This window comes from Kitasatospora sp. Xyl93, assembly GCF_055383135.1.
The window spans coordinates 8,535,455-8,556,226 of the sequence record NZ_AP029185.1; the positions used below are offsets into that span (position 1 = coordinate 8,535,455).

18 protein-coding genes are annotated in these 20,772 nt (G+C 75.5%); 7 read left to right on the plus strand and 11 right to left on the minus strand.

Features of this window, described 5'->3' with window-relative positions:
• Complete coding sequence (locus ACZ5GH_RS37070; RefSeq protein ID WP_464336588.1) at positions 1–1,605, minus strand: Re/Si-specific NAD(P)(+) transhydrogenase subunit alpha; 1,605 nt, start codon at positions 1,603–1,605, stop codon at positions 1–3.
• A gap of 408 nt (positions 1,606–2,013) precedes the next feature.
• Positions 2,014–2,649: a TetR-like C-terminal domain-containing protein gene (locus ACZ5GH_RS37075; protein WP_387754687.1), complete on the minus strand. Its 636-nt coding sequence runs from the start codon at positions 2,647–2,649 to the stop codon at positions 2,014–2,016.
• Positions 2,650–2,750: 101 nt separating this feature from the next.
• Here ACZ5GH_RS37075 and ACZ5GH_RS37080 point away from each other — a divergent pair, with 101 nt between their 5' ends.
• Positions 2,751–3,968: an alpha/beta hydrolase family protein gene (locus ACZ5GH_RS37080; protein WP_464336589.1), complete on the plus strand. Its 1,218-nt coding sequence runs from the start codon at positions 2,751–2,753 to the stop codon at positions 3,966–3,968.
• 72 nt (positions 3,969–4,040) lie between these two features.
• On the opposite strand, the gene ACZ5GH_RS37085 is transcribed toward ACZ5GH_RS37080, so the two are convergent.
• The 4 genes from ACZ5GH_RS37085 to ACZ5GH_RS37100 form a co-directional block, all read right to left on the minus strand.
• The gene (locus ACZ5GH_RS37085) at positions 4,041–4,796 is read right to left on the minus strand and encodes a DUF4232 domain-containing protein (RefSeq protein WP_464336590.1); all 756 of its coding nucleotides are present in this window, start codon (positions 4,794–4,796) and stop codon (positions 4,041–4,043) included.
• Between the two features lie 237 nt (positions 4,797–5,033).
• The gene (locus ACZ5GH_RS37090) at positions 5,034–5,525 is read right to left on the minus strand and encodes a glycosyltransferase (RefSeq protein ID WP_464336591.1); all 492 of its coding nucleotides are present in this window, start codon (positions 5,523–5,525) and stop codon (positions 5,034–5,036) included.
• Positions 5,522–6,178: a hypothetical protein gene (locus ACZ5GH_RS37095; RefSeq protein ID WP_464336592.1), complete on the minus strand. Its 657-nt coding sequence runs from the start codon at positions 6,176–6,178 to the stop codon at positions 5,522–5,524. The genes ACZ5GH_RS37090 and ACZ5GH_RS37095 overlap by 4 nt, the downstream gene beginning before the upstream one ends.
• A gap of 62 nt (positions 6,179–6,240) precedes the next feature.
• Entirely contained in the window at positions 6,241–6,384 is a 144-nt protein-coding gene (locus ACZ5GH_RS37100; protein WP_387754699.1) for a hypothetical protein, read from the minus strand.
• Positions 6,385–6,770: 386 nt separating this feature from the next.
• Here ACZ5GH_RS37100 and ACZ5GH_RS37105 point away from each other — a divergent pair, with 386 nt between their 5' ends.
• The 4 genes from ACZ5GH_RS37105 (at position 6,771) to ACZ5GH_RS37120 (ending at position 11,312) form a co-directional block, all read left to right on the plus strand.
• Positions 6,771–7,334: a hypothetical protein gene (locus ACZ5GH_RS37105; RefSeq protein WP_464336593.1), complete on the plus strand. Its 564-nt coding sequence runs from the start codon at positions 6,771–6,773 to the stop codon at positions 7,332–7,334.
• A gap of 458 nt (positions 7,335–7,792) precedes the next feature.
• Complete coding sequence (locus tag ACZ5GH_RS37110; RefSeq protein ID WP_464336594.1) at positions 7,793–8,407, plus strand: MerR family transcriptional regulator; 615 nt, start codon at positions 7,793–7,795, stop codon at positions 8,405–8,407.
• Between the two features lie 5 nt (positions 8,408–8,412).
• Positions 8,413–10,587, plus strand: a complete 2,175-nt coding sequence (locus ACZ5GH_RS37115) for a hypothetical protein (RefSeq protein WP_464336595.1) — start codon at positions 8,413–8,415, stop codon at positions 10,585–10,587.
• The gene (locus ACZ5GH_RS37120; protein WP_464336596.1) at positions 10,584–11,312 is read left to right on the plus strand and encodes a helix-turn-helix domain containing protein; all 729 of its coding nucleotides are present in this window, start codon (positions 10,584–10,586) and stop codon (positions 11,310–11,312) included. Before ACZ5GH_RS37115 ends, ACZ5GH_RS37120 begins: the two co-directional genes overlap by 4 nt.
• A 267-nt stretch (positions 11,313–11,579) precedes the next feature.
• Here ACZ5GH_RS37120 and ACZ5GH_RS37125 read toward each other — a convergent pair whose 3' ends face one another.
• Both ACZ5GH_RS37125 and ACZ5GH_RS37130 read right to left on the minus strand, forming a co-directional pair.
• Positions 11,580–12,545: an SDR family NAD(P)-dependent oxidoreductase gene (locus tag ACZ5GH_RS37125; protein WP_464336597.1), complete on the minus strand. Its 966-nt coding sequence runs from the start codon at positions 12,543–12,545 to the stop codon at positions 11,580–11,582.
• Positions 12,546–12,595: 50 nt separating this feature from the next.
• Positions 12,596–13,780: a zinc-dependent alcohol dehydrogenase gene (locus tag ACZ5GH_RS37130; RefSeq protein WP_387754720.1), complete on the minus strand. Its 1,185-nt coding sequence runs from the start codon at positions 13,778–13,780 to the stop codon at positions 12,596–12,598.
• Between the two features lie 163 nt (positions 13,781–13,943).
• Between ACZ5GH_RS37130 and ACZ5GH_RS37135 the strand changes: the two genes are divergently transcribed.
• Positions 13,944–14,441 (plus strand): phosphoribosyltransferase, encoded by a 498-nt coding sequence (locus ACZ5GH_RS37135; protein ID WP_387754723.1) that lies wholly within the window; start codon positions 13,944–13,946, stop codon positions 14,439–14,441.
• Between the two features lie 87 nt (positions 14,442–14,528).
• On the opposite strand, the gene ACZ5GH_RS37140 is transcribed toward ACZ5GH_RS37135, so the two are convergent.
• The 3 genes from ACZ5GH_RS37140 to ACZ5GH_RS37150 all read right to left on the minus strand — a co-directional run bounded on the left by ACZ5GH_RS37140 (position 14,529) and on the right by ACZ5GH_RS37150 (position 18,301).
• Entirely contained in the window at positions 14,529–16,226 is a 1,698-nt protein-coding gene (locus ACZ5GH_RS37140; protein WP_464336598.1) for an immunity 49 family protein, read from the minus strand.
• Between the two features lie 132 nt (positions 16,227–16,358).
• Positions 16,359–17,042, minus strand: coding sequence for a response regulator (locus ACZ5GH_RS37145; protein WP_387754729.1), 684 nt, complete (start codon positions 17,040–17,042; stop codon positions 16,359–16,361).
• Positions 17,039–18,301: a sensor histidine kinase gene (locus ACZ5GH_RS37150; RefSeq protein WP_464336599.1), complete on the minus strand. Its 1,263-nt coding sequence runs from the start codon at positions 18,299–18,301 to the stop codon at positions 17,039–17,041. The genes ACZ5GH_RS37145 and ACZ5GH_RS37150 overlap by 4 nt, the downstream gene beginning before the upstream one ends.
• A 261-nt stretch (positions 18,302–18,562) precedes the next feature.
• Between ACZ5GH_RS37150 and ACZ5GH_RS37155 the strand changes: the two genes are divergently transcribed.
• Positions 18,563–20,752 (plus strand): MMPL family transporter, encoded by a 2,190-nt coding sequence (locus ACZ5GH_RS37155; RefSeq protein WP_464336600.1) that lies wholly within the window; start codon positions 18,563–18,565, stop codon positions 20,750–20,752.
• Positions 20,753–20,772: the final 20 nt, after the last annotated feature.

Below are 20,772 nucleotides of genomic sequence, written 5' to 3' on the forward strand. Positions count from 1 at the left end.
TCAGCGCCTTTCGGGGGAGGAGGAGAACATGCTCAGCATGCGGCGGGTGACGGCGAAGCCGCCGAAGACGTTCACGCTCGTCAGCAGGACGGCCGTGAAGGAGAGCACGGTGACGAGCGTGCTCCCGTGCCCGGCCTGCAGCAGGGCGCCGACCACCACGATCCCGGAGATCGCGTTGGTGACCGACATCAGAGGCGTGTGCAGGGCATGGTGGACCTTGCCGATCACGTAGTAGCCGATCACCACGGCGAGCGCGAACACCGTGAAGTTCCGGGCCAGTTGGGTCGGCGCGAAGCCGACCAGCAGGAACATCGCCAGCATCCCGGCGCCGATCAGGCCGAACCGGGCGGGTGGGGTGAGCCGGGAGCGCCGGGGCTCCGCCGCGGCCGCCGCGCCGGCCGCCGCGCCGGCCTGCGGCGCCGTCGCGGGTGCGGCGGAGACGGCCACGGGCGGCGGCGGCCAGGTGACCTCGCCGGCGCGGACCACCGTCACCGCCCGCTGCACCACGTCCTCGAAGTCCAGCACCAGCCGCCCGTCCCGCCCCGGCGTCAGCAGCTTCAACAGGTTGACCAGGTTGGTGCCGAACAGCTGCGAGGCCTGGGCCGGCAGCCGGGAGGCGAGGTCGGTGTAGCCGATGATGGTGACGCCGTTGGCGGTGACCACCGCGCGGCCGGCCACCGTGCCCTCGACGTTGCCGCCCTGCGCGGCGGCCATGTCGACGATCACGCTGCCGGGCTTCATCGCCGCCACGTCCGCCGCGGTGAGCAGGCGAGGGGCGGGGCGGCCGGGGATCAGGGCGGTGGTGACGACGATGTCCACGTCCTGGGCCTGCGCGCGGTAGAGCGCGGCCGCCGCCCGGTCGTAGTCGGCCGAGGTCGCCCTGGCGTAGCCGTCGGCGCCCGTCTCCTGGGCCACCTCCACCGCCAGGTACTCGCCGCCCAGCGACCTGACCTGGTCGGCGACCTCGGGCCGCGGATCGGTCGCGCGGACGATCGCCCCCAGACTGGAGGCGGCCCCGATCGCGGCGAGCCCGGCCACACCGGCCCCGGCCACCAGGACCTTCGCCGGCGGGACCTTGCCGGCCGCCGTCACCTGGCCGGTGAAGAACCGGCCGAACACGTGCGCCGCCTCGATCACCGCCCGGTACCCGGCGATGTTCGCCATCGAGCTGAGCACGTCCATCGACTGCGCCCGCGAGATCCGCGGCACCGCGTCCAGCGCCAGCGCGGTCACCGGGCGCCGCGCCAGCGCCGCCAGCAGCTCGGGCCGCTGGGCCGGGGCGAGCAGGCCGATCAGGGTGGCGCCGTCGCGCAGCCGGGCGAGCTCCGCGGCCGACGGCGCGTTGACCTTCAGCACGACGTCGGCCGCCCAGGCGTCCGCGATCTCCGCGCCGGCTCCGGCGATCTTTGCGCCGGCCCCGGCGTAGGCCTCGTCGGTGAACCCGGAGGCCGCGCCCGCGCCGGACTCGACGACGACCCGGTAGCCGAGGGCGAGGATCCCCCGGACCGTCGACGGCGTCGCGGCGACGCGGGTCTCCCCGGCGGCCGACTCGGCGACCACGCCGACGAGCCGCGGGGGGTGGTGCGTGGAGTGCTGTGCAGACATCACTCGTGCCTCTCTCCTCGAAGGAGCCGATGACGGCGGATCCGCGCCCGGGGGAGCCTCGCTGCCCTCGGGGGCAGGAACCTACCCGCCGCGGCGCCGCCCGGCACCGGGGCGCCACTGTGATGTGCTCCACCGGTTCGCGCCGACACGCCGACGCGCCGACGCGGCGACGCGGCGCCGGCCGGGCCCCGGGAGCCGGGGAGGAATCCGGCTGCGGATCCGCCGACGTGTGCGTGCCCCGGGTGCCCCGCCTGCCCTGCCCCGCCTGCCCGCGTGCCCCGCCGGGCTGCTCACGGCGGGGCACGCGGATTCCGGTGACCGCTGGTCGGCTTCCCGCAGCACCGCCGTCCGGCGCGTCCCCCGTCGCCGGCGCGACGAGGCGCGACGAGGCGCGGCGCCGGCCCGCCGTCAGGCGGCGAAGGCGGCGAGGAGCTTGTCGGTGAGCCGGTCGAGGTAGTCGGGGCCGGTGGGCGTGCGGACGACCGCGAGGCGCCAGTACAGGGGGCCGACGAGGAAGTCGAGCGCGAACTCGCGGTCCACGTCGGCGGGGAGCTCGCCGCGGTCGACCGCGCGCTCCAACAGGCGGGCGGCCTTGTGCCGGCGGGTGTCGCGGACGGCGGTCGTCAGCACCTGGGCCAGCTCGGGGTTGCGGCCGCTCTCGGCGAGCAGGTCGGGGATGATCCTCGACGGGAGCCGGTGGCGCAGGGCCCCGTCGATCTCGGTGAGGAAGGCGAGGACGTCGCCGCGCAGGGTGCCGGTGTCCTTGATCTCGGAGGCGTCCACGGCCACCGAGCGGACCAGGTCGAGGGTCATGTCGAGCTTGGACGGCCAGCGGCGGTAGATGGCGGCCTTGCCGGCCCCGGCCCGCTTGGCGACCGTCTCCAGGGAGAGCCGGGCGTAGCCGACCGCGGCGAGTTCCTCGAAGAACGCGGCCGAGATCGCCTCGGTCACGGAGTCCTGGAGCACCGGCCCGCCGGGCGTGCGGCGCGCGGGCTGCTCGGAGGGGCCGGGGGTCGCGGGCGGGGGCGCGGGTGTGCGGGACATTCCCCGAAACTACACCAGACGGAACGCTTGCGTCTCGGCTGGACACGGCTACCCTTTAGTCGAGACGGAACGGTTCCGTCTCGACAATGTCGGGAGCACCCATGCGATTCCTCTTCGAGGACGAGTCGTTCTCCTTCGAAACGCTCCGGGCCGCCGGATTCGCCACCTACGGCGGCGCCGACCTGGGCGAGGTCATCGCCACCGCCCGCACCATCGGCGAGGGCGACGAGGAGGCCTGGCTGCGCGAGTGGAAGGCCACCGCCGAGCGCGTCCACCGCATCGGCAGCCGCGCCCTGGCGGCCGGGCACCGGGTCAGCGCCCGCGAAGCCCTGCTGCGCGCGTCGAACTACTACCGCACCGCCGAGTTCTACCGCCGCGACGACCCCGCGAACGACCCCGAGGCCAAGCGCCTCTCCGCGCTCTCCCGGGAGACCTTCGCCACCGCGGCGGCCCTGATGGACACCCCGGTCGAGGCCGTGCGCATCCCCTACGGGGACACCACCCTGCCCGGCTACCTCTTCCTCGTCGACGACTCCGGCACCCCGCGCCCCACCGTCCTGTTCACCAGCGGCTTCGACTCCACGCTGGAGGAGGCGTACTTCGCCGTCGCCGCGGCCGCGCTGCGCCGCGGTTACAACGTCCTCGCCTACGACGGTCCGGGCCAGGGCGCGGCGCTGCGCGAGCAGCGGCTGGTCTTCCGTCCGGACTGGGAGGCCGTGGTGACTCCGGTGGTCGACCACGCGCTGACCCGCCCCGAGATCGCCGCCGACCAGCTGGTCCTGTTCGGCTACAGCCTCGGCGGCTACCTGGCCGCCCGCGCCGCCGCCCACGAACACCGCCTGGCCGCCCTGGTGCTGGACGACGGCCTGTACAGCTTCGGCCAGGCCCAGGACCGGTTCCTGCCGCCGTTCCTGCGCGAGTGGGTCGAGGCCGGCCGGGACAACCTCGTCGAGCCCGTCATGCGCCTGTTCATGCAGGCGAGCACCCAGCTGCGCTGGGCCCTGCGCAACGGGGTGTGGACGTTCGGCGCCGCATCGGTGGCGGACTACCTCCGCCGCGCCGCCGACTACACCCTCGACGGCGTCGCCCACCTCATCGACTGCCCCACCCTCGTCCTGGACGCCGAGAACGACCAGTTCTTCCGCGGCCAGCCCCAGCAGGTCCGGGCCGCGCTGACCTGCCCCCACACCCTCGTCACCCTGACCGACGCCGAAGGCGCGGGCGAGCACTGCCACATGGGCGCCATGTCCCGCTTCCACCAGACGGTCTTCGACTGGCTGGACACCACCCTGGCCCGGGCGGCCGCGCCCGCCGGCTGACGGCCGGGGCAGCGGCCCTCCTCCCGGCCGTCACGCCCGGGGGAGACGGTGCCGACGCGCGGCGATCGGGGCCTACTTGCCCGCGCTGGCCATGGAGGCGACCGCTTCGGCGACGGTGGAACGGTAGACGCCCATCTGCGGGTTGAGGACGTGGGCCCCCTTGGGCAGCGGGAAGTTGCGGGTGTTGGCCAGGGGCATGTTGGTGCCGTCGCCGTCGACCAGGACGTTGATCTCGTCGATGCCGGGGGTGGTGCCGGTGGTGGCGCCGCTCGGGTCGAGGTCGATCACCACGTAGGCGCTGTGGCCCGCCGCCACGGGGAAGCGCAGCGTGCCGGCGGCGAGGACCGGCTTGACGTTCTGGCTCCGGTCGCGGGCCGCGGAGTTGCCCAGGTCGACGCCCGGGCTGGAGCTCAGGCTGCAGACGCCGGTGCCGGTGTTGCGGACCTCGATCACCCACTGGCTCGCGGTCCCGGCGCGGGCCGTGGCCTGGACGGTGAGGTGCTCGATGTCGCACGGACGGGCGTCGGTGCCGGCCTCCCCGCCGCCGGGCCGGGTGGCGCCCGACGGGTTCGCGGCGGGCGGGGTCTTGGCCGGGCGGGTGGCGGTCTGCGAGGCGCCGCCGCCCGCGGTCGGCGTGCTCGCCGCCGGCCCACCGGAAGCCGGACCGGAAGCCGCCGCGGACGGCGCGGCGGACGCCGAGGTGGCCGCCGGAGCCGGAGGGGCGCCGGCCGTGTCGGAGTTCTCGGGCCCGCACGCGGTCAGCGCCAGGCCCGCCCCGACGACCAGGGCGGCGGAGGCGAACAGCGGACGACGGTTGCGGACGGACATGGTGACTCCTCGAAAGCGGTGTGCACTGGTGTGCTCGACAGATCAAAGGACTTCAGGAAGGGGGCAGTTGGTGGCACCGTCGGCGTCACAATCACCAGGACATGACAGGGACGGGACCGTGACATTCGACCGGGTGCGGCACGGTTGACAGCCGCCCGGCCCCGGCGGCGAGGCCTCCCGGCGCCTCCCGCACCACGTACCGCGCAACCCCGGCACCCACCCGGTTCACGCCCCGGTTCACGCGCAGGCCAGCAGTTCCGCGAGGTCCACCGGTGGCAGCCGGGACAGTTCGGCGTCGGCGGCGGCCATGGCGGCGGTGTGGCGGGGGTCGCCGAGGAGGGCCGTGACGGCGTCGGCGAGTTCGGCGCGCCTCGCGGTGGGCTCCAGCGCGAGGCCGAGGCCGTGCCGGGCGAAGGCGGCGGTGTTGCCGGGCTGGTCGGCGAGAACGCCCAGGCCCAGGACGGGCGTCGCGCCCTGCACCGCGTCGAGCAGGGAGGCCCGTCCGCCGTGGGTGACGAACAGGTCCACGCGGCGCAGCAGCGCGGGCTGCGGGACGTGCTCGACGACCGCGATGCGGGGGTCCGTGCTCGGCAGGTCCCGCGCGAGGGCTCCGGCGGACACGATCGCGTCGCAGCCGGTCGCGGACAGGGCCGCCATGACCTCCCGGTAGACGTCTCCCACGACACCGCGCAGACCGGGCATCGCGGTGGTCAGGGTGCCCAGGCTCACGTAGACGAGCGGACGGGAGGAGGGGAGGCCGTCCAGCCCGGGGCCGGCGGTCCGGAACGCCGCGACGGTGCGCCCGACCGCGCGGGCCGACGGCGGGGCAGTCCCGTAGAACCAGTGGACCGGCGCGGGGGTGACCATCGGCGGCAGGACGGGGCGTCCTGCCCGTACCGCTCGTGGAGGGAGGTCAGCGCGGGCGCGACGTCGGTGTCCCAGAGGTCCAGGAGCACCGGGCCCAGACCGTTGTCCGCCGCCCACACCGGCAGCCGCAGGACCGCCGCCGCGAGGTGGGCGCCGAGATCGCTGCACTCGGCGACCACCAGGGCGGGCCGCGCCCTCGTCCACGCGGCGATCAGGTCGCGGGCCTTCGCCTCGGCCCGCTCCGGCCACAGCCGGCCGAAGACGTGGCGGTTGAAGGACGCGTTGCCCGACTTCCTCCAGATCCCGCTCGCCACCCGCTGGACGGCGGGATCGCAGGTCCAGTCGGTGCCCGCCCGGTGGAACCCCACCCCGCGCGGCCGGGCCTCGCGGCGGAACATCGGCGGGGCGTACAGCGCGACGTCGTGGCCCTGCGCGAGGGCCGGGCCGATGACGTAGTCCAGCGCCGACACGTGCGACGGTACCGGCTCGGCGGTGACGGCTATCCGTAAGGCCATGGAGACTCCAAGTGGTGCGTTGCGGGCGGTCCCGGGTTCCGAGGCCGCCGCGTCACGGGGCGTCAGGCGCCGGCACGGGAGGACGGCGGCCTGCGCGACAGACCCGGGCCGTCCGGGTCGTCCGGACTGCCGAGGACGAGGACCTGGAAGGCCGCTCCGGCGTAGACGACCAGGAGCCGGGCGATCCTGCGGGGCGTGCTGCGCATGGTGGTGACCTGCTTTCGTCGGAGTGCGTTCGACGGACGGCGGTCGGCTCCTGGGGCGGCGCGGGATCCGCCAGGAGACGCGGCGGCCCCAAGCGGCGGGCCGGTCGCCGATCGGACGACCGAAGCCTGCGCGCCGATCCGTCCCAGCCGCCACACCTCGCCCCACGACAGGGAAGGTGGGACGCCGAACAGGGGCCTGACCAGCGCGGACGGGACGAGCCTGGAACGCCGGAACGGGACGCCGAAGGCCGTGGGGCGGAGACCCGCGGGCCCGGCCCGCCCGCCGGGCCCCGGTCCCGAACGCCGCAGCACGGCGGCCCACCGGCACGCCTACGAACGGGCGCAGGTCACCACCGCCGGCACCACGGGCTGGTACGTGTGACGGCATGACCATCTCCCGCTGCTCCCGGCGCCGCGCCGCCACCCTCCTGCTGGCCATGTCCGCCGTGGTCCCGCTGCTCACCGGAGCCTCCGCCGGCGCCGACCGGGCCGAGCCCACGACCGACGCCACCTGCGTGCTGAACTCCCACGGCGTCTTCGCCTCCGCCGTCGCCCCGGGGGGCGTCGACCTGCACCTGCCCAACACGCTCGTCCTGACCGGCACGCTCTCCTGCGTGGACGCCGCAGGCACGCCCTCGGCGAGCGGCACCTTCGAACGGGTCGTCACCATGCCGGCCACCGAGTGCACCGGCGACGAACACGGGGACACCGCGACCACGAACGTCCACTGGACCGACCAGACCGATTCCACCTTCAGGTTCGACAAGATCGACGTGGTGAAGGTGAACGGCACCGCCTCGCTGGTCATCACCGGCGCCGTCACGGCCGACAGCGCGCGCTTCGCCGACGACACCATCAACGCCGTGGGCACCGGCACCGGCGCCGGATGCGGCACCCCGGCCGGCCAGACCGTCGTCGACTCGACCATCGTGCTCCGCCTCACCCACTGACCACCCAGCCCGCCGGCAGCGGCCCGCCGGGAAGACGGCGCCCTCGACGCATCCGGCGCCGGTGGGGCGTTGTTCGGCCTGGCGGCGGACGGTGAAGGCCCCGCGCGGACAGCCCGTGCCGGGGCCGCAGCCGATGCTCTCGCTCCAGCATCGGCTCTGCGCGGTCGGGCCCCGCACCGGCGTCCACCCGAACCGCAGCGCTCCACCCCCACAGCACCCGGCCAGCCGGTGCGTGCTGTGCCGCTCAGCCGGGTCCGGTGCCTCCCGGCGGCGCGGCTGACGCCCGTTCACCGTGGCCGTGGTGCCGGTCCCGCCACAGACCCTGACGGACCAGGGCGGACCACCTCCCCGCATGCTTGTGCGACGTACTGAAAAGGCATGGACAGTGTCGGTGGGGAGGCGTAGAGTCGCCTGGCGTTTCAAGTCAGGTGAATAGGCGTGGAGGTCCGGGTGTGTTCGTGACGACCGGTCAAGCCGGGACGGCCCTGGGGTGCTCGATCCCGACGGTGAAGAAGCTGATGGCCACCGGCGTGGTCCCGGGCGTGCGCGAGACGGGCCGGCAGGTGTTCCCGCTGGCCGCGCTCCAGCGGCTGCAGGCCCTCCCGGCCGCCGACCTGACCGGGCTCGGCACCGGCGAGGTGGCGGTGCTGCGCTCGGACGCCCCGGCCAGAGTCGAGGAGCCGGACCGCCAGTGGATCGGCTTCGGCACGGCGCTCGACGGGACGCAGCTGCTGGCCGCGCTGTCCGGCTGGTGGCGGTGCGACCCGGCGCGGGTCGCCGCCGGCGGGGTGCTGCCGGTGACGGTGGCCGGGTTCGTCGTCGCGGTGCTGACCGGCCTGGCCGAGTGGGAGGCCGACGGCACCGTCGGCACCACCGGGCGACACCGCTTCCCCAGGGCCCGCCTGGCCGGCTACCTGACCGACCTCACCGCCCCCGTCAACGCCGCCACCCCCACCGACCCCGAGGACGCCCGCCTGGCGGGCCTGCTGCTCGGCACCCGCCTGCCGTCGGTGTCCGGTGGCCCGATCGCCTACGTCACCACCGACCCGACCACCGACGACGCGGGGGAGTGAGCCCGATGGACCGCAAGACGTACACCACCGAGCTCGCCGGCCTGCGCGAGCTGCGCACCGAGATCACCTCCGCCGAGAAGACGGTCGCGGCCGCGCAGAAGGAGCTGGACAAGCTCACCGCCCGGCGTGCGCGCCGCGTGGCCGGGCTCGCGGGGTACGAGGGCGCGAAGGCCGACGCCGTCGCGAAGGCCTCCGGCCTGTCGGTCGGCGACGTGGTACGGATCGCCCCGCTGCTGGACCCGACCCCGGCCGCCGTCCGGGCCGCCAGGGCCGACGACCAGTCCGCCGGACCCGGGCCCGAGCCCGTCCCCGTCCAGCCGCAGCCGCAGGCGCCGGAGGCCGCGCCGGCCGCCGAGCCCCCGCCCGCGCTCGCCCCGGTGCTGACCCGCCCCGCCACCGTCGCCGAGCCGCCGGCCCCCGCCGCCACCGAGGACCAGTCCACCGCCGAGCGGACCGCCCCGGCCTCGGCCGGGGCGCGCGAGCTGCCCACCCTCCCCGAAGGCCCGGCCGGTGCCCGGTTCGAGGCCGTGACCACCGGCCTGGTCTCCAAGCGCCCCAACTTCACCCAGCAGGCCCGCTCCACCGTGTTCCTGGACGCCGCGACCGGCGACCTCGCGGTGCGCGACCGCGTGGTGCGCCTGGACCTCGGCGCCCGTACGCCCGGCGAGGTCCTGGACGCCGTCCTGCACGCCGCGCCCGGCACCGAGCGGATCTACATCACCGCCGGCGCCCCCTGGCACCACGGCGCCGAGCGGTACTCCACGCTCAAGGACGCCGTCGCCGCCTGGCTGAACACCCCCTCCGAACGCTGGACCACCGCCGTCGGCTCCGGCCGCGACAAGCTCGCCGGCCACTTCGTCCACCAGCGCCAGCCCGTCGGCCGCTACGCCCCCGCCGCCGCACCGGACGGCGCCACCACCGAGATCCGCTCCATGGGGGAGTGGTTCGACCCGGACGGCGCCGACGTCGTCACCTGCCGCCAGGCGTTCACCCTGCTGTGGCAGGCGCTGCGCCGCCACTGGGACGACGCCGTCCTGATGGGCTCGCCGTCGCAGACGGGCCGGGACCTGTGGTCGCGCACCGTCCCGACCACCGGCAAGTGGGCCGGCGGCTACCCGGTGCTGTCCGAGGAACTGCGCGGCCTGCTGCACGCCACCGGAGGCCAGGGCCGCACCGAGCTGATCTCGCCCCCGCGCGTCCCGGAGCACCTGCCCGCGCTGGTGGAGTACGACCGCACCTTCGCCTACGCCAAGCACCTGTGGAAGTCCCCGGTCGGCACCCCGCGCCGCGTCACCGCCGCCGCGTTCGCCGCGATGACCGAGCAGGAGCAGACCAAGTCCCTGATGTCCTGCTCCCACTGGAACGTCAGGGTCACCGTCCCGCAGGGCTGGAACCACGTCGGCCTGCTCCCCGCCCCGGTCGCCGGCGACCGCGCCTGGACCTACCCGTCCGAGCCCGGCGCCACGTTCACCACCTGGGCGGGCGGCGCCGAGGTCCACCTCGCCCTCGCCAACCACCTCGCGCCGTGGCGGATCGAGATCCTCGGCGGCCTTCTCTGGGAGGACGGCAAGCCGCTCGACGAGTGGGGCAAACGCCTCAGGTCGGCCTGGGCCGACCTGACCAACCTCTCCCGCGTGCACGGCGACGAACGCCAGCGGCAGGCGGCCTACCTCGCGTCCCGCGCGGTCCGCGCGGTGCTGCTGTTCGGCCTCGGCGGCTTCGCCCAGCGCCCGCGCCTGGTCTCCGGCACCACCCCGCTGGGCGAGGCGATCCCGGCCGGGGTGGAGATCCTCGGCCAGGACGACCAGGTCGTCACCTGGCAGCGGCAGTCCGGGTTCTCCCGCGACCCGTACGCCCACCCCGAATGGCCCGCCTACGTGTGGTCCGGCGCCCGGGCGGCGCTGCTGCACACCCAGTACCGGCAGGGCAAGGAGATCGTCGGCACCGCCGGGGCCCTCCACGCCCGACCCGGCACCGTCGTCTACTTCGGCACCGACGGCATCGCCCTGACCGAGCGCCAACCCTGGCCCTACCGCGGCGAGGTGGGCGACTACCTCCTCAAGGGCCACCTCACCGGCCCCGTCGAGCACCCCGCCAGCCAGGAGCGGTACCTCGAACTGCGCGCCCTGGGCCGCGCCGAACTCGCCGCCGAGCGGGCGGCCGGAGGTGAGCAGCGGTGAGCCCGGCCGACCCGCAGCACCCCAACGAGGCCGCGAGGCTGACCCAGCAGCTGATCGACCAGGGCTTCACCAGACGGCAGGTGGCCAGGATCCTCGGCCGCGACGCCTCGCTCGTCTCCCAGTTCTTCACCAAGGGCAAGGGCGCGGCGTTCGTGACCGCGCTGCGCCAGGTCGTCCGGGCGGTGCGGGGCGGTGAACGCGACACCGAGGTGCTCGGCGTCGTCGCCCGGGAGAACGTGGAGCGCCGTCGCACCAAGGCCGGGCAGAAGGCCCGGGTGCGGGGCAAGGACGTGATCGGCGCCCCCGGCGGGAGCATGGCCGGCCGCGCCGGGAAGCAGGCCATCAAGTCCGGGGCCGGGCACCTGGCCGGCGTCATCCACGCGGCGGCGGCCGCCGACGGCCGGGTCGCGCTGACCGTGCGGATGCTCTCGCGCCACTTCACCCTGGCGGCCGGGTCGAAGGAGGACTCGCCCGGCGTCCGGCGCGGGGTGGTGCCCCGCGCGGACGGCACCGAGGAACGCGTCTACGGCTCCGCCGCCACCGGCGGCTTCCCCGCCGCCGAGTGGTCGCGGCGGGTCGCCGACTCGCACGGCGACGTGGTGCACGCCGTGCGGGCCTGGCTGGTGGGGACCGGCCGGGCCACCGAGGACGCCGAGATCGTCTACCTGGAGGTCCGCACCTGGACCCCCACCGGCCACCAGAGCTCCGACGTGCTCATCCGCTGACCCCGCGGCACCGTCTCAGGCGCCGGCGAAGGGCCGGGCCGGCCACCTACTCCGACGCCGACGCCGGCTCCGGGTGCGTCCAGAAGACCGTCGACCTGCCCGCCCACCGGGGCCGGACGGTGAAGCTGGAGTCCGCCCCGCCGAGGACCCCTACCTGGCGACCGTCTTCCCGCTCGACGACGTCGCCATCGGCTGACCGCACCTCACCGCCGGCACTCCTGCGGCCGGATGCCCGCCAGGGCGCTCCGGCCGCAGGAGTGCCGGCGGTCAGGGCCCGGTGTGCGGGCGGGGCTGGGCGAACCGGTGCGCGGCCCGGTCGCCGAGGGCGGTGGCCCAGGAGGGCAGGGCGCTCTGGCCGGCCGCGTCGGCGCCGGGGACACCGTGACGCGGGGCGTCGCCGGCGGAGGGCAGGGCGCGGGCGGCGAGTGCGAGCAGGCGGGCGGTGGTGGCGGGGGCCAGGCCCTGTGCCCGGACGCCGATCTTCGCCGCGGGGGTGAGGACCAGCTCGGGGCGCCGGCGGGCGGCGGCCCGGACGATCGCCCGGGCGGCGCGCTCGGCGTCCATCGAGAGCAGCGGCGCGCTGGCCGCGGCGGCGAACCACCCGTACTCGGCCCCGGGGCGGCCGTGGAAGCGCGCGGCGGTGTGCGAGCCGGTGCGCATCAGTCCCGGCAGGACGGTGGTGACGCTGACGCCCGTCCCGGCGAGTTCGGCGCGCAGCCCCTGGGAGAAGCCCGCCGCGGCGAACTTGGCGGCCACGTAGGGCAGCAGGTGCGGTGCGGGGATCCGGCCGCCGACCGAGGAGACCGTCACCACCGTCCCGTCGCCGCCGGCCCGCAGGTCGGGGAGCGCGGCCAGGGTCAGGCGCAGCGGCGCGAAGTACATGGTGTCCATGGCCTGGCGGAAGTCCTCCTCGCGCAGCGCGTCCAGCGGGCCGACCTGGATGATCCCGGCGTTGTTGACGAGGACGTCGAGGGGGCCGAACCGCTCGTGCACGGCGTCGAGGAGCCTGCGCGGGGCGTCGGGGCGGGTGATGTCGCAGCTGAGGGAGGCGACGTCGGCCCCCTCGTCGCGCAGCCGCCGCTCGGCGCGGCCGAGAGCGTCGGGGTCGCGGGCGCAGAGCATCACGCGGGCGCCGTGGCGGGCCAGTTCCCGGGCCACGAGCAGGCCGAGCCCGCGGGAGGAGCCGGTGACCAGGGCGGTGCGGCCGGCGAAGCGGTGTCGTGGTGCGGTCATGGCGGAGGCCTCCCGGGTGTGGGCCGTGCCGGGGAGCACGGGCGGTGCGCTCAGGGCTTGAAGAGCACCTTGACGGCGCCGTCCCGCTTCTTCTGGAACATCTCGTACGCCCCGGGGGCGTCGGCGAGCGGGACGTGGTGGGTGGCGAAGGCGTCGACGCCCAGCGGGTCGTCGTCGGTGAGCAGCGGAAGGATGTCGCCGACCCAGCGGTGGACGTTGGCCTGGCCCATGCGCAGCTGGATCTGCTTGTCGAACATCGTGAGCAGGGGCAGCGGGTCGGTCTGGCCGCCGTAGACGCCCGAGAGGGAGATGGTGCCGCCGCGCCGGACGATGTCGATGGCCAGGTGCAGGGCGTGGAGCCGGTCGACGCCGACGTGTTCCATCAGCTTGGCGGCCATGGCGCTGGGGAGCAGGTCGGTGACGCGGGCGGCGAGCTTGGCGCCGGGCGAGCCGTGGGCCTCCATCCCGACCGCGTCGACGACCGCGTCGGGGCCGCGCCCCTGGGTGAGGTCGCGGACGGCGTCGGGCAGGTCCTTGCCGTGCTCGCGCAGGTCGAGGACGTGCACGCCCCGGTTCCGCGCGCGTTCGAGGCGTTCGGGTACGAGGTCGACGCCGATCACCTGCCCCGCGCCCCGGTGCAGGGCGATGCGGCAGCTCATGTCGCCGATCGGCCCGAGCCCCAGGACGACGAGGCTGCCGCCGTCGGGGACGGCGGCGTACTCGACGGCCTGCCAGGCGGTGGGCAGGACGTCGGAGAGGAAGACGAAGCGGTCGTCGGCGGGGCCGTGCGGCACCTTGATCGGCAGGTCGTCGCCGAACGGGACGCGCAGCAGCTCGGCCTGCCCGCCGGGGACCTGCCCGTAGAGCTTGGTGTAGCCGAACAGCGAGGCGCCGCTGCCGTACTCCCGCACCTGGGTGGTCTCGCACTGCGAGTGCAGGCCCTGCCGGCAGGTGTGGCAGGTGCCGCAGGAGACGTTGAAGGGGATCACCACCCGGTCGCCGGCGCGCAGGGCGGTCACCTCCGGGCCGGTCTCCTCGACGACGCCCATGGGTTCGTGCCCGAGGATGTCGCCTTCGTCGAGGAAGGGGCCGAGGACCTCGTAGAGGTGGAGGTCGGACCCGCACAGTCCGCTGCTGGTCACCCTGACGAGCACGTCGGTGGGGTCCTGGAGCACCGGGTCGGGGACGGTGTCGACTCGTACGTCCCGCCTGCCGTGCCAGGTCAAGGCCTTCATCGTCACTCCTCGTGGCGCCGGTCCGGTTCTCACCGCTCCCGGGCGTCTCTCCGCTGCCCGGTGCGCGAAACGGGCCCGGCGCCCCGAGCCGCCCGCGAACCGCGCGGCGCCCCCAGCGCGCCGGTACTCGCGGCCCGGCCGGCGGCCGTGGACACTGATCGCCGTGACTGATGCGCGCGAGACCCTGGATTACCAGACCTTCGGACGGGCGATGCGCGAACTCGCGCAGACGATCGCCGACGACGGCTACGAGCCCGACCTCGTCCTGAGCATCGCCCGCGGCGGGGTGTTCGTCGCGGGCGGTCTGGCGTACGCGCTGGACTGCAAGAACATCCACCTGGTGAACGTCGAGTTCTACACGGGCGTGGGCACCACCCTGGAGATGCCCATCATGCTGGCGCCCGTTCCCGCCGCGATCGACTTCACCGACAAGAAGGTCCTGATCGCCGACGACGTCGCCGACACGGGCAAGACGCTCAGGCTCGTGCACGACTTCTGCCTCGACCACGTCGCCGAGGTCCGCTCCGCCGTCATCTACGAGAAGTCGCACTCCCTGGTGAAGTGCGAGTACGTGTGGAAGCGGACCGACGACTGGATCGAGTTCCCGTGGTCGGTGGACGGACCGGTCGTCCGGCGCGGTGGCCAGGTGCTCGACGCCTGACCGGGCTCCGCACCCCCGGCGTCGGGGCGTGGTCCCCGTCCGGACCACCCCCCCGCCCGGGCACCCCGCCGGCCGCCCCCCGGACGGTCAGGACGCGGCCACCGGCTCCCCGCCACCCCCTCGGGCCCGCCCGGCCGCCTGGAGCAGGCGCGGCGGCAGGTAGGGCGAGCGGACGTGGACGGCCCAGCCGCGGCTGCGGCGGGCGTGGCAGGCGAGGCCGAGGATGTGGAGGCTGAGCGGGGCACCGGGGTCGGTGGCCCGGTCGGCGACGCGGTGGTGGTCGCGGTGGGCCTCCAGGGCGTCCAGCAGGGCGAGGTTGAAGCTGGTCTCGTCGCCCCGGACCAGCTGCGAGAAGAGGACGACCGGGGGCGGCAGGAAGCTGCGGTCCCCGGCTCGTTCCACCTCCTTCAGGGCCCGCTCGGTGGCCGGGAGCGGGTCGGCCCCGCGCAGGTGGTCGTGCAGGGCGGTGCGGTACGAGGCGAACGGGGAGCGGTCTTCGGCGGCGATCGCCGGACTGGCCAGGACGAGCGGCTCCAGGTCCTCGGGACTGCCGGTGACCAGGGCGTAGGACAGGGCCGTCTCCCAGAAGGCCGGGCCGAAGTCCCTGTCCCGCAGGGCGGGGAAGCGCAGCCTGCGCCCGTCGATCGTCACCTCCGCCTCGGTGCCCGGCTCGGCGAGGGCGACCCGGAACACGGCGGCCCCCAGCTGGGAGCCGAGCCGCAGGTGGGCGAGCAGGGCGTCGGTGGCGTCGGCGGACTGCGAGGCGCGTGCCGACAGGAGGTAGCCCTGGTAGCGCAGGGCGCCCGTGAGCTCCCACGCGTCCAGCGGCTCGCCCTCCTTCGGCGTGAGGGCCTCCAGGGTGCGCCGCTCGAACCGCGCCGCGCTGTCCGCACTGAGCGGCCGGGCGGGGCTGGGCCGGTCGAGGTCGAGGGGCCCGGCGGCGAGCCGGGCCACGGCGTCGGGGCGCGGGTCGCGGCCCAGACCCCGCACGCGCGGGCCGGGCGTCTCGAAGCCGGTGACCAGGGCGTGGGGGAGGTAGTCGGTGTCGACCGCCGGGGACCAGCCGTGGGTGCGGTACGCGAGGGCGGCCAGGGCGATCGGGACGAGCGGCAGCAGGCTCGCGGGCCCGCGGCCGTGGTGGCCGTCCTGGAGGAGCGCGAGGAGGGCGGCGTCGAAGGCACCGCGGTCCGCGTCGGCCAGGGCGCGCAGCGCGCGGAGGCCGGGCTGCGATGCGGGGGAGGTGGCGGGGAAGTCGGCCTCCTCCTCGAAGAAGTGGGCGACGAAGCCGTCGACGAGTTCGAGGGCCGGGGTGAGCGGCTCGTCGGGCATCAACTGCCGGGCCCAGCTGAAGGCCTCGCCGTGGGGGGAGACCTTGTCGGCGACGATCGCCAGGCAGAAGGCGTCGAGCCACTCCCCGGCGGTGACCCGGTGGCGGGGGTCGCGGTCCTGCCCGTACTCGGGGTCGTAGGACATCCCGAAGTTCGGGTAGTCGAGGAAGACGCTGAAGCGGTCGCGCGGGTAGTAGGCGGCGAAGGAGACGGCGCCGGCGGCGGCCTCGGCGGCGTCCTTGAGGACGGCTTCGGCCTCGGGGCAGTCCAGGGCGGGCCGGGTGGTGGACAGGGCCCCGAGGTAGTCCAGGTAGGAGTCGGTGATCAGCTGCCACTCGGTCGTGGTCATCAGACCGGCGCGGGAGTAGGAGTGCACCTGCCGCCCGATCCGGTCCACGAAGCCCTCGCCGGCCTGCGCCACCCGCTCCGCGTCCACCTGATGGCGTTCGATCCGCACGGTCCTGCCCCCTTGATCATCGACTCGGACCCAGGGTAGGCGGCGGGTCGGACACCCCGGTCCGCCGGGTCCTCCTAGCCCCGTCCCGCCCGACCCGTCCGTCCCATCCCGTCCGTCCCGCCCGACCCCCCGTCAGGCCTGGCCGCCGCCTCCCGAACGGGCGGTGACCAGGCCGGACTCGTACGCCGCGATGACCGCCTGGGCGCGGTCGCGCACGTCGAGCTTGCCGAAGAGGCTGGTGATGTGGTTCTTCACCGTGGAGTGGCTGATGTCCAGGGCCCGGGTGATCGCGGCGTTGTCCAGGCCGGCGGCCATCAGCCGCCACACCTCCACCTCCCGGGGCGTGAGCCCGTCCGTCCCGGCGCGGGGCGGCGCGGCGGCGACGGGCGTGCGGACGTAGGCGGAGATCAGCCGGGTCAGCAGGCGCGGGGCGACCACCGCCTCCCCGGTGTGGACGGTGCGGATCGCCGCGGCGAGGTCCTCCGGCGAGACGTCCTTGGGCAGGAACCCGTACGCGCCGGCGCGCAGCGCGGCCACCACGTACTCGTCCATGTCGAAGGTGCTCAGTGCCAGGACCCGGCACCCGGGCAGGACGCGGGCCAGCTCCCCGGTCGCGGCGACCCCGTCCAGGACGGGCATCCGGATGTCCATCACCACGACGTCGGGGTGCAACCGCCCGGCGAGCGCGACGGCCTGCGCGCCGTCCTCCGCCTCGCCCACCACCTCGAAGGCCGGGTCGGGGGAGAGGATCAGCGACAGGCCGCGCCGCACCAGCGGCTGGTCGTCCACGATCAGGACCCTGATCCCGGGCGTCACCGGTACACCGCCTCCGCGCGCAGCCCGCCGCCGACGCGCTCGACGTGCTCCCCGCTCTGGACGGCCGCCTCGGCCGTCTCCTCCGCCGCCAGCGGCAGCTCGGCCACCACGGCGAAGCCGCCCTGCGGCCGCGGCCCCGCCTCCAGGGTGCCGCCGTGCAGGGCGACCCGCTCGCGCATGCCGATCAGGCCGTACCCGCCGCGCACCGGTTCGTGCCCCGCGTCCTGGGACGGCCCGCCCCGGCCGTCGTCGCGCACCTCGACGGTGATCCCGTCCGTACGGTAGGTCAGCAGGACGCAGGCGCTGGCCGGTCCGGCGTACTTGCGCGCGTTGGTCAGGCCCTCCTGGACGATCCGGAACACCGTCAGGCCGAGGGTCGGCGGCAGCGGGCGGCTCGGCCCGCGCACGCCGAGCGTGGTCGGCAGCCCGGCCCGGCGGGACTCCTCCACCAGGCGGGCGAGGTCGTCCGCCCCGGGCTGGGGCGAGGCCGGGGCGGCGTCCGGTTCGTCGCCGGCCCGCAGGACGTCCAGCAGCTGGCGCATCTCGCGCAGGGCCAGCCGCCCGGAGGACTCCAGGGTCACCAGGGCCTCCCGCACCACCTCCGGGTTCGCCAGGTTGGCGCGGGCGCCGCCGGCCATCAGCTGCATGGTGGTGATGTGGTGGGCCACGATGTCGTGCAACTCCCGGGCGATGCGGCGGCGTTCGTCGGCCACCGCGCGGTCGGCCAGCAGCCGGCGGTTGGCCGCCACCTCGCGCTGCCAGCGGGAGACCACGAGGCCGGCCCCGGCCACGAGCGCGGTGGACGCGACGGCCGCGATGGCCGCCTCCGCGGACGGCACCGGGAAGCCGCTCTGGCCCAGCATCGTCACCAGCGCCGTCGCCGCGGCCGCGCCCGCGGCGACCGGCCAGGAGCGGTTGCGGGCGACCGAGTACACCGCCACCGTCAGGACGGCACCGAAGTGGATGCCCATCGGGGCCGACAGGTCGATCGCGTACTGGAACACCAGGACGGCGGCGAGCGCCCGCACCGGGTGGCTCCGCCGGGCGAGCAGCGGCACGCCCGCCAGCACGAGCAGGACGAAGCCCGGCACGCCGACGCCGCGGGCGCCCGCCACCTCGCTGACCAGCAGGTGGGCGAGCAGGTCCAGCGTGCCGACCCCGACGGCCACCAGCGCGTCCGCCTGGGTCCACGGCAGGCCCTCCGCGCGGCCGCGCGGCACCTCGCCCTCGGCCGCACCGGGGTGTTGACGCCCGTCCATCCTCTTCCCTCCCGGCCGACCAGCGTTGACGCCTCATTCTGGCACCGGCCCGACCGGCCCCGGATGGTCCCTCCGGCCGAGGGCGGGCGCACGGACCAGGAGCACGGTCCCGGGTCCGGCCCGCAGGGGGGAGCGGGGGCCCCGGCCCGGATCGTCCGCTGCCCGGACGCCCGGCCTCCCCTTCGCCTGATGGGCTGGAAGCCTGCCGGGAACCCCCGGCGACCAGGTTCGACGTTCGCGTCCACCACCCGGAGGGCTACCGTGATCCGCGCACTGACCGGATTCTCCACCAGACACGCCTGGAAGGTCATCGCCCTGTGGGCGGTGCTGGGCCTGGCACTGGCCGCGCTGAGCCCGACACTGCTCGGCCGGGTCACCCAGTCCCAGACCGGTGACTTCCTGCCGAAGAGCTACGACTCGGCCGCCGCCCTGCGGATCGCCGAGGAGCAGTTCGGGGTGAAGCCCGACGCCACCACGCTCACGGTGCTGGTCGCCCGCAACGACGGCAAGGCGCTCACCGACGGCGACCGGCGGCGGATCGAGACCGAGGCGGCGGAGCTCGGCCAACGCCGGGTCACCATGCCCAGGGACAAGGACGAGCCGGCGTTCCTCAAGCCCGACCGCTCGCAGACCCCCCGGATCGCGCCGGCGATGACGGCGCCCGACCGGAGCTTCGAGCTGCTGTCCGTCGAACTGACCGGCAGCGCCGTGGACGAGGGCGTCCAGGAGGTCTACCGGACCTTCCGGGACTCCGCCCGCGCGGAGTTCGCCGCCGCCGGGATGCGCACCGGATTCACCGGCGCACTGGCCGAGGCCGCCGACAGCGCGGACGACAACCGGGTCGCCGCGCGGATCGGCAGCAGCCTGGTCACCGTGCTGATCGTCCTGCTCAACGTGCTGGTGTTCCGCAGCGTGCTCGCGGCCGTGCTGCCGCTGCTCGCGGTCGCCCTGATCGGCGGCGTGGCGGCCGGAGCGGTGGCACTCGCCGCGACGCTCACCGGCCTGCGGCTGGACGCCTCCACCCCGGGCCTGATCTCCGTGGTGCTGCTCGGCATCGGCGTCGACTACCTGCTGTTCCTGCTCTTCCGGTTCCGCGAGCACCTGCGCGCCCGGCCCGACCAGCCCGCCCGTGCGGCGGCCGCCGAGGTCTCCGGCCGGGTCGGCACCGCGATCACCTCGGCCGCGCTGACCATCGTGGCCGCCTTCGCCACCCTGGGCGTGGCGAGCTTCGGGCAGTTCCGCTCGCTCGGCCCGGCGATCGCCGTCGCCGTCCTGGTCATGCTGCTGGGCAGTCTCACCCTGATGCCGGCCCTGCTCGCCGCCTGCGGCCGCAAGATGTTCTGGCCCTCCCGCAGCCTGGCCCGGCAGCCGCGGGCGGGCGCGGCCGCCCGCTACGGCGCCTTCGTCGCCCGCCGTCCGGTGGCCCTGCTGCTCGGCTCCGTCGCGCTGCTCGGCGCCCTCGCCGCCGGGATGACCGGGCTCCGGATGGACTACGGCCAGGGCGGCGACTCCGGGACGGCGGCCGCGGCCACCGCCAAGGAGATCGCCCGCGCCCTGCCGGCCGGCGTCTCCGACCCGACCACCGTCTACGTCACCGCGAACGACGGCGGCACCCTCGACCCCGCCCGGCTCGACGGCCTCTCCCGCGCCCTCGCCGGGACCGAGGGTGTCGGCCAGGTCGGCGCCACCGCCCTGAACGACAACCACCGCGCCGCCCGGATCGACCTCTTCCTCACCGCCGACCCGCAGAGCGCACGGGCCCGCGACCTGGCCTCCGGCCCGGTCCGCGCCGCCGTCGCCGCCCACACGCCCGCCGGGACGAGCGCCCACGTCGGCGGCACGGCGGCGATCTTCGCCGACATCTCCGTCGCCGTCGACCACGACCTGACGATCGTCTTCCCGGTCGCCGCCGTCCTCATCGCCCTGATCCTGCTGCTCCTGCTGCGCAGCCTGCTCGCCCCGGTGGTGCTGATGCTCGCCGTCGGCCTCGGCTTCGCCGCCACCCTCGGCGCCGCCACCCTGCTGTTCCAGCACGTGCTGGACGAACCCGGCGTCAACTTCACCCTCCCCCTGGTGCTGTTCCTGTTCGTCGTCGCGCTGGGCACCGACTACAACATCCTCATCACCGACCGGATCCGCGAGGAGATGCACCACCCCGGCCCGGCCCGCAGCGCCGTGGCCCGCGCCGTCCGCCACACCACGCCCGCCGTCGCCACCGCCGGCCTGGTGCTGGCCGGCTCCTTCGCCACCCTCGCCACCACCCCCGGCAGCGCCCAGATCGCCTTCGCGCTGACGCTCGGCATCCTGCTCTCCGCCGTCGTCCTCTCGCTCGCCCTGGTCCCGGCCCTGGCCACCCTCCTCGGCCGCGCCCTGTGGTGGCCCCTGCGCCCCACCCGCCACCACACCCCCGCCGCCCCCACCCCGCCCCCCACCCGCGCCCTCGTCCCCTGACCACCCGCCCCTCCTGACCG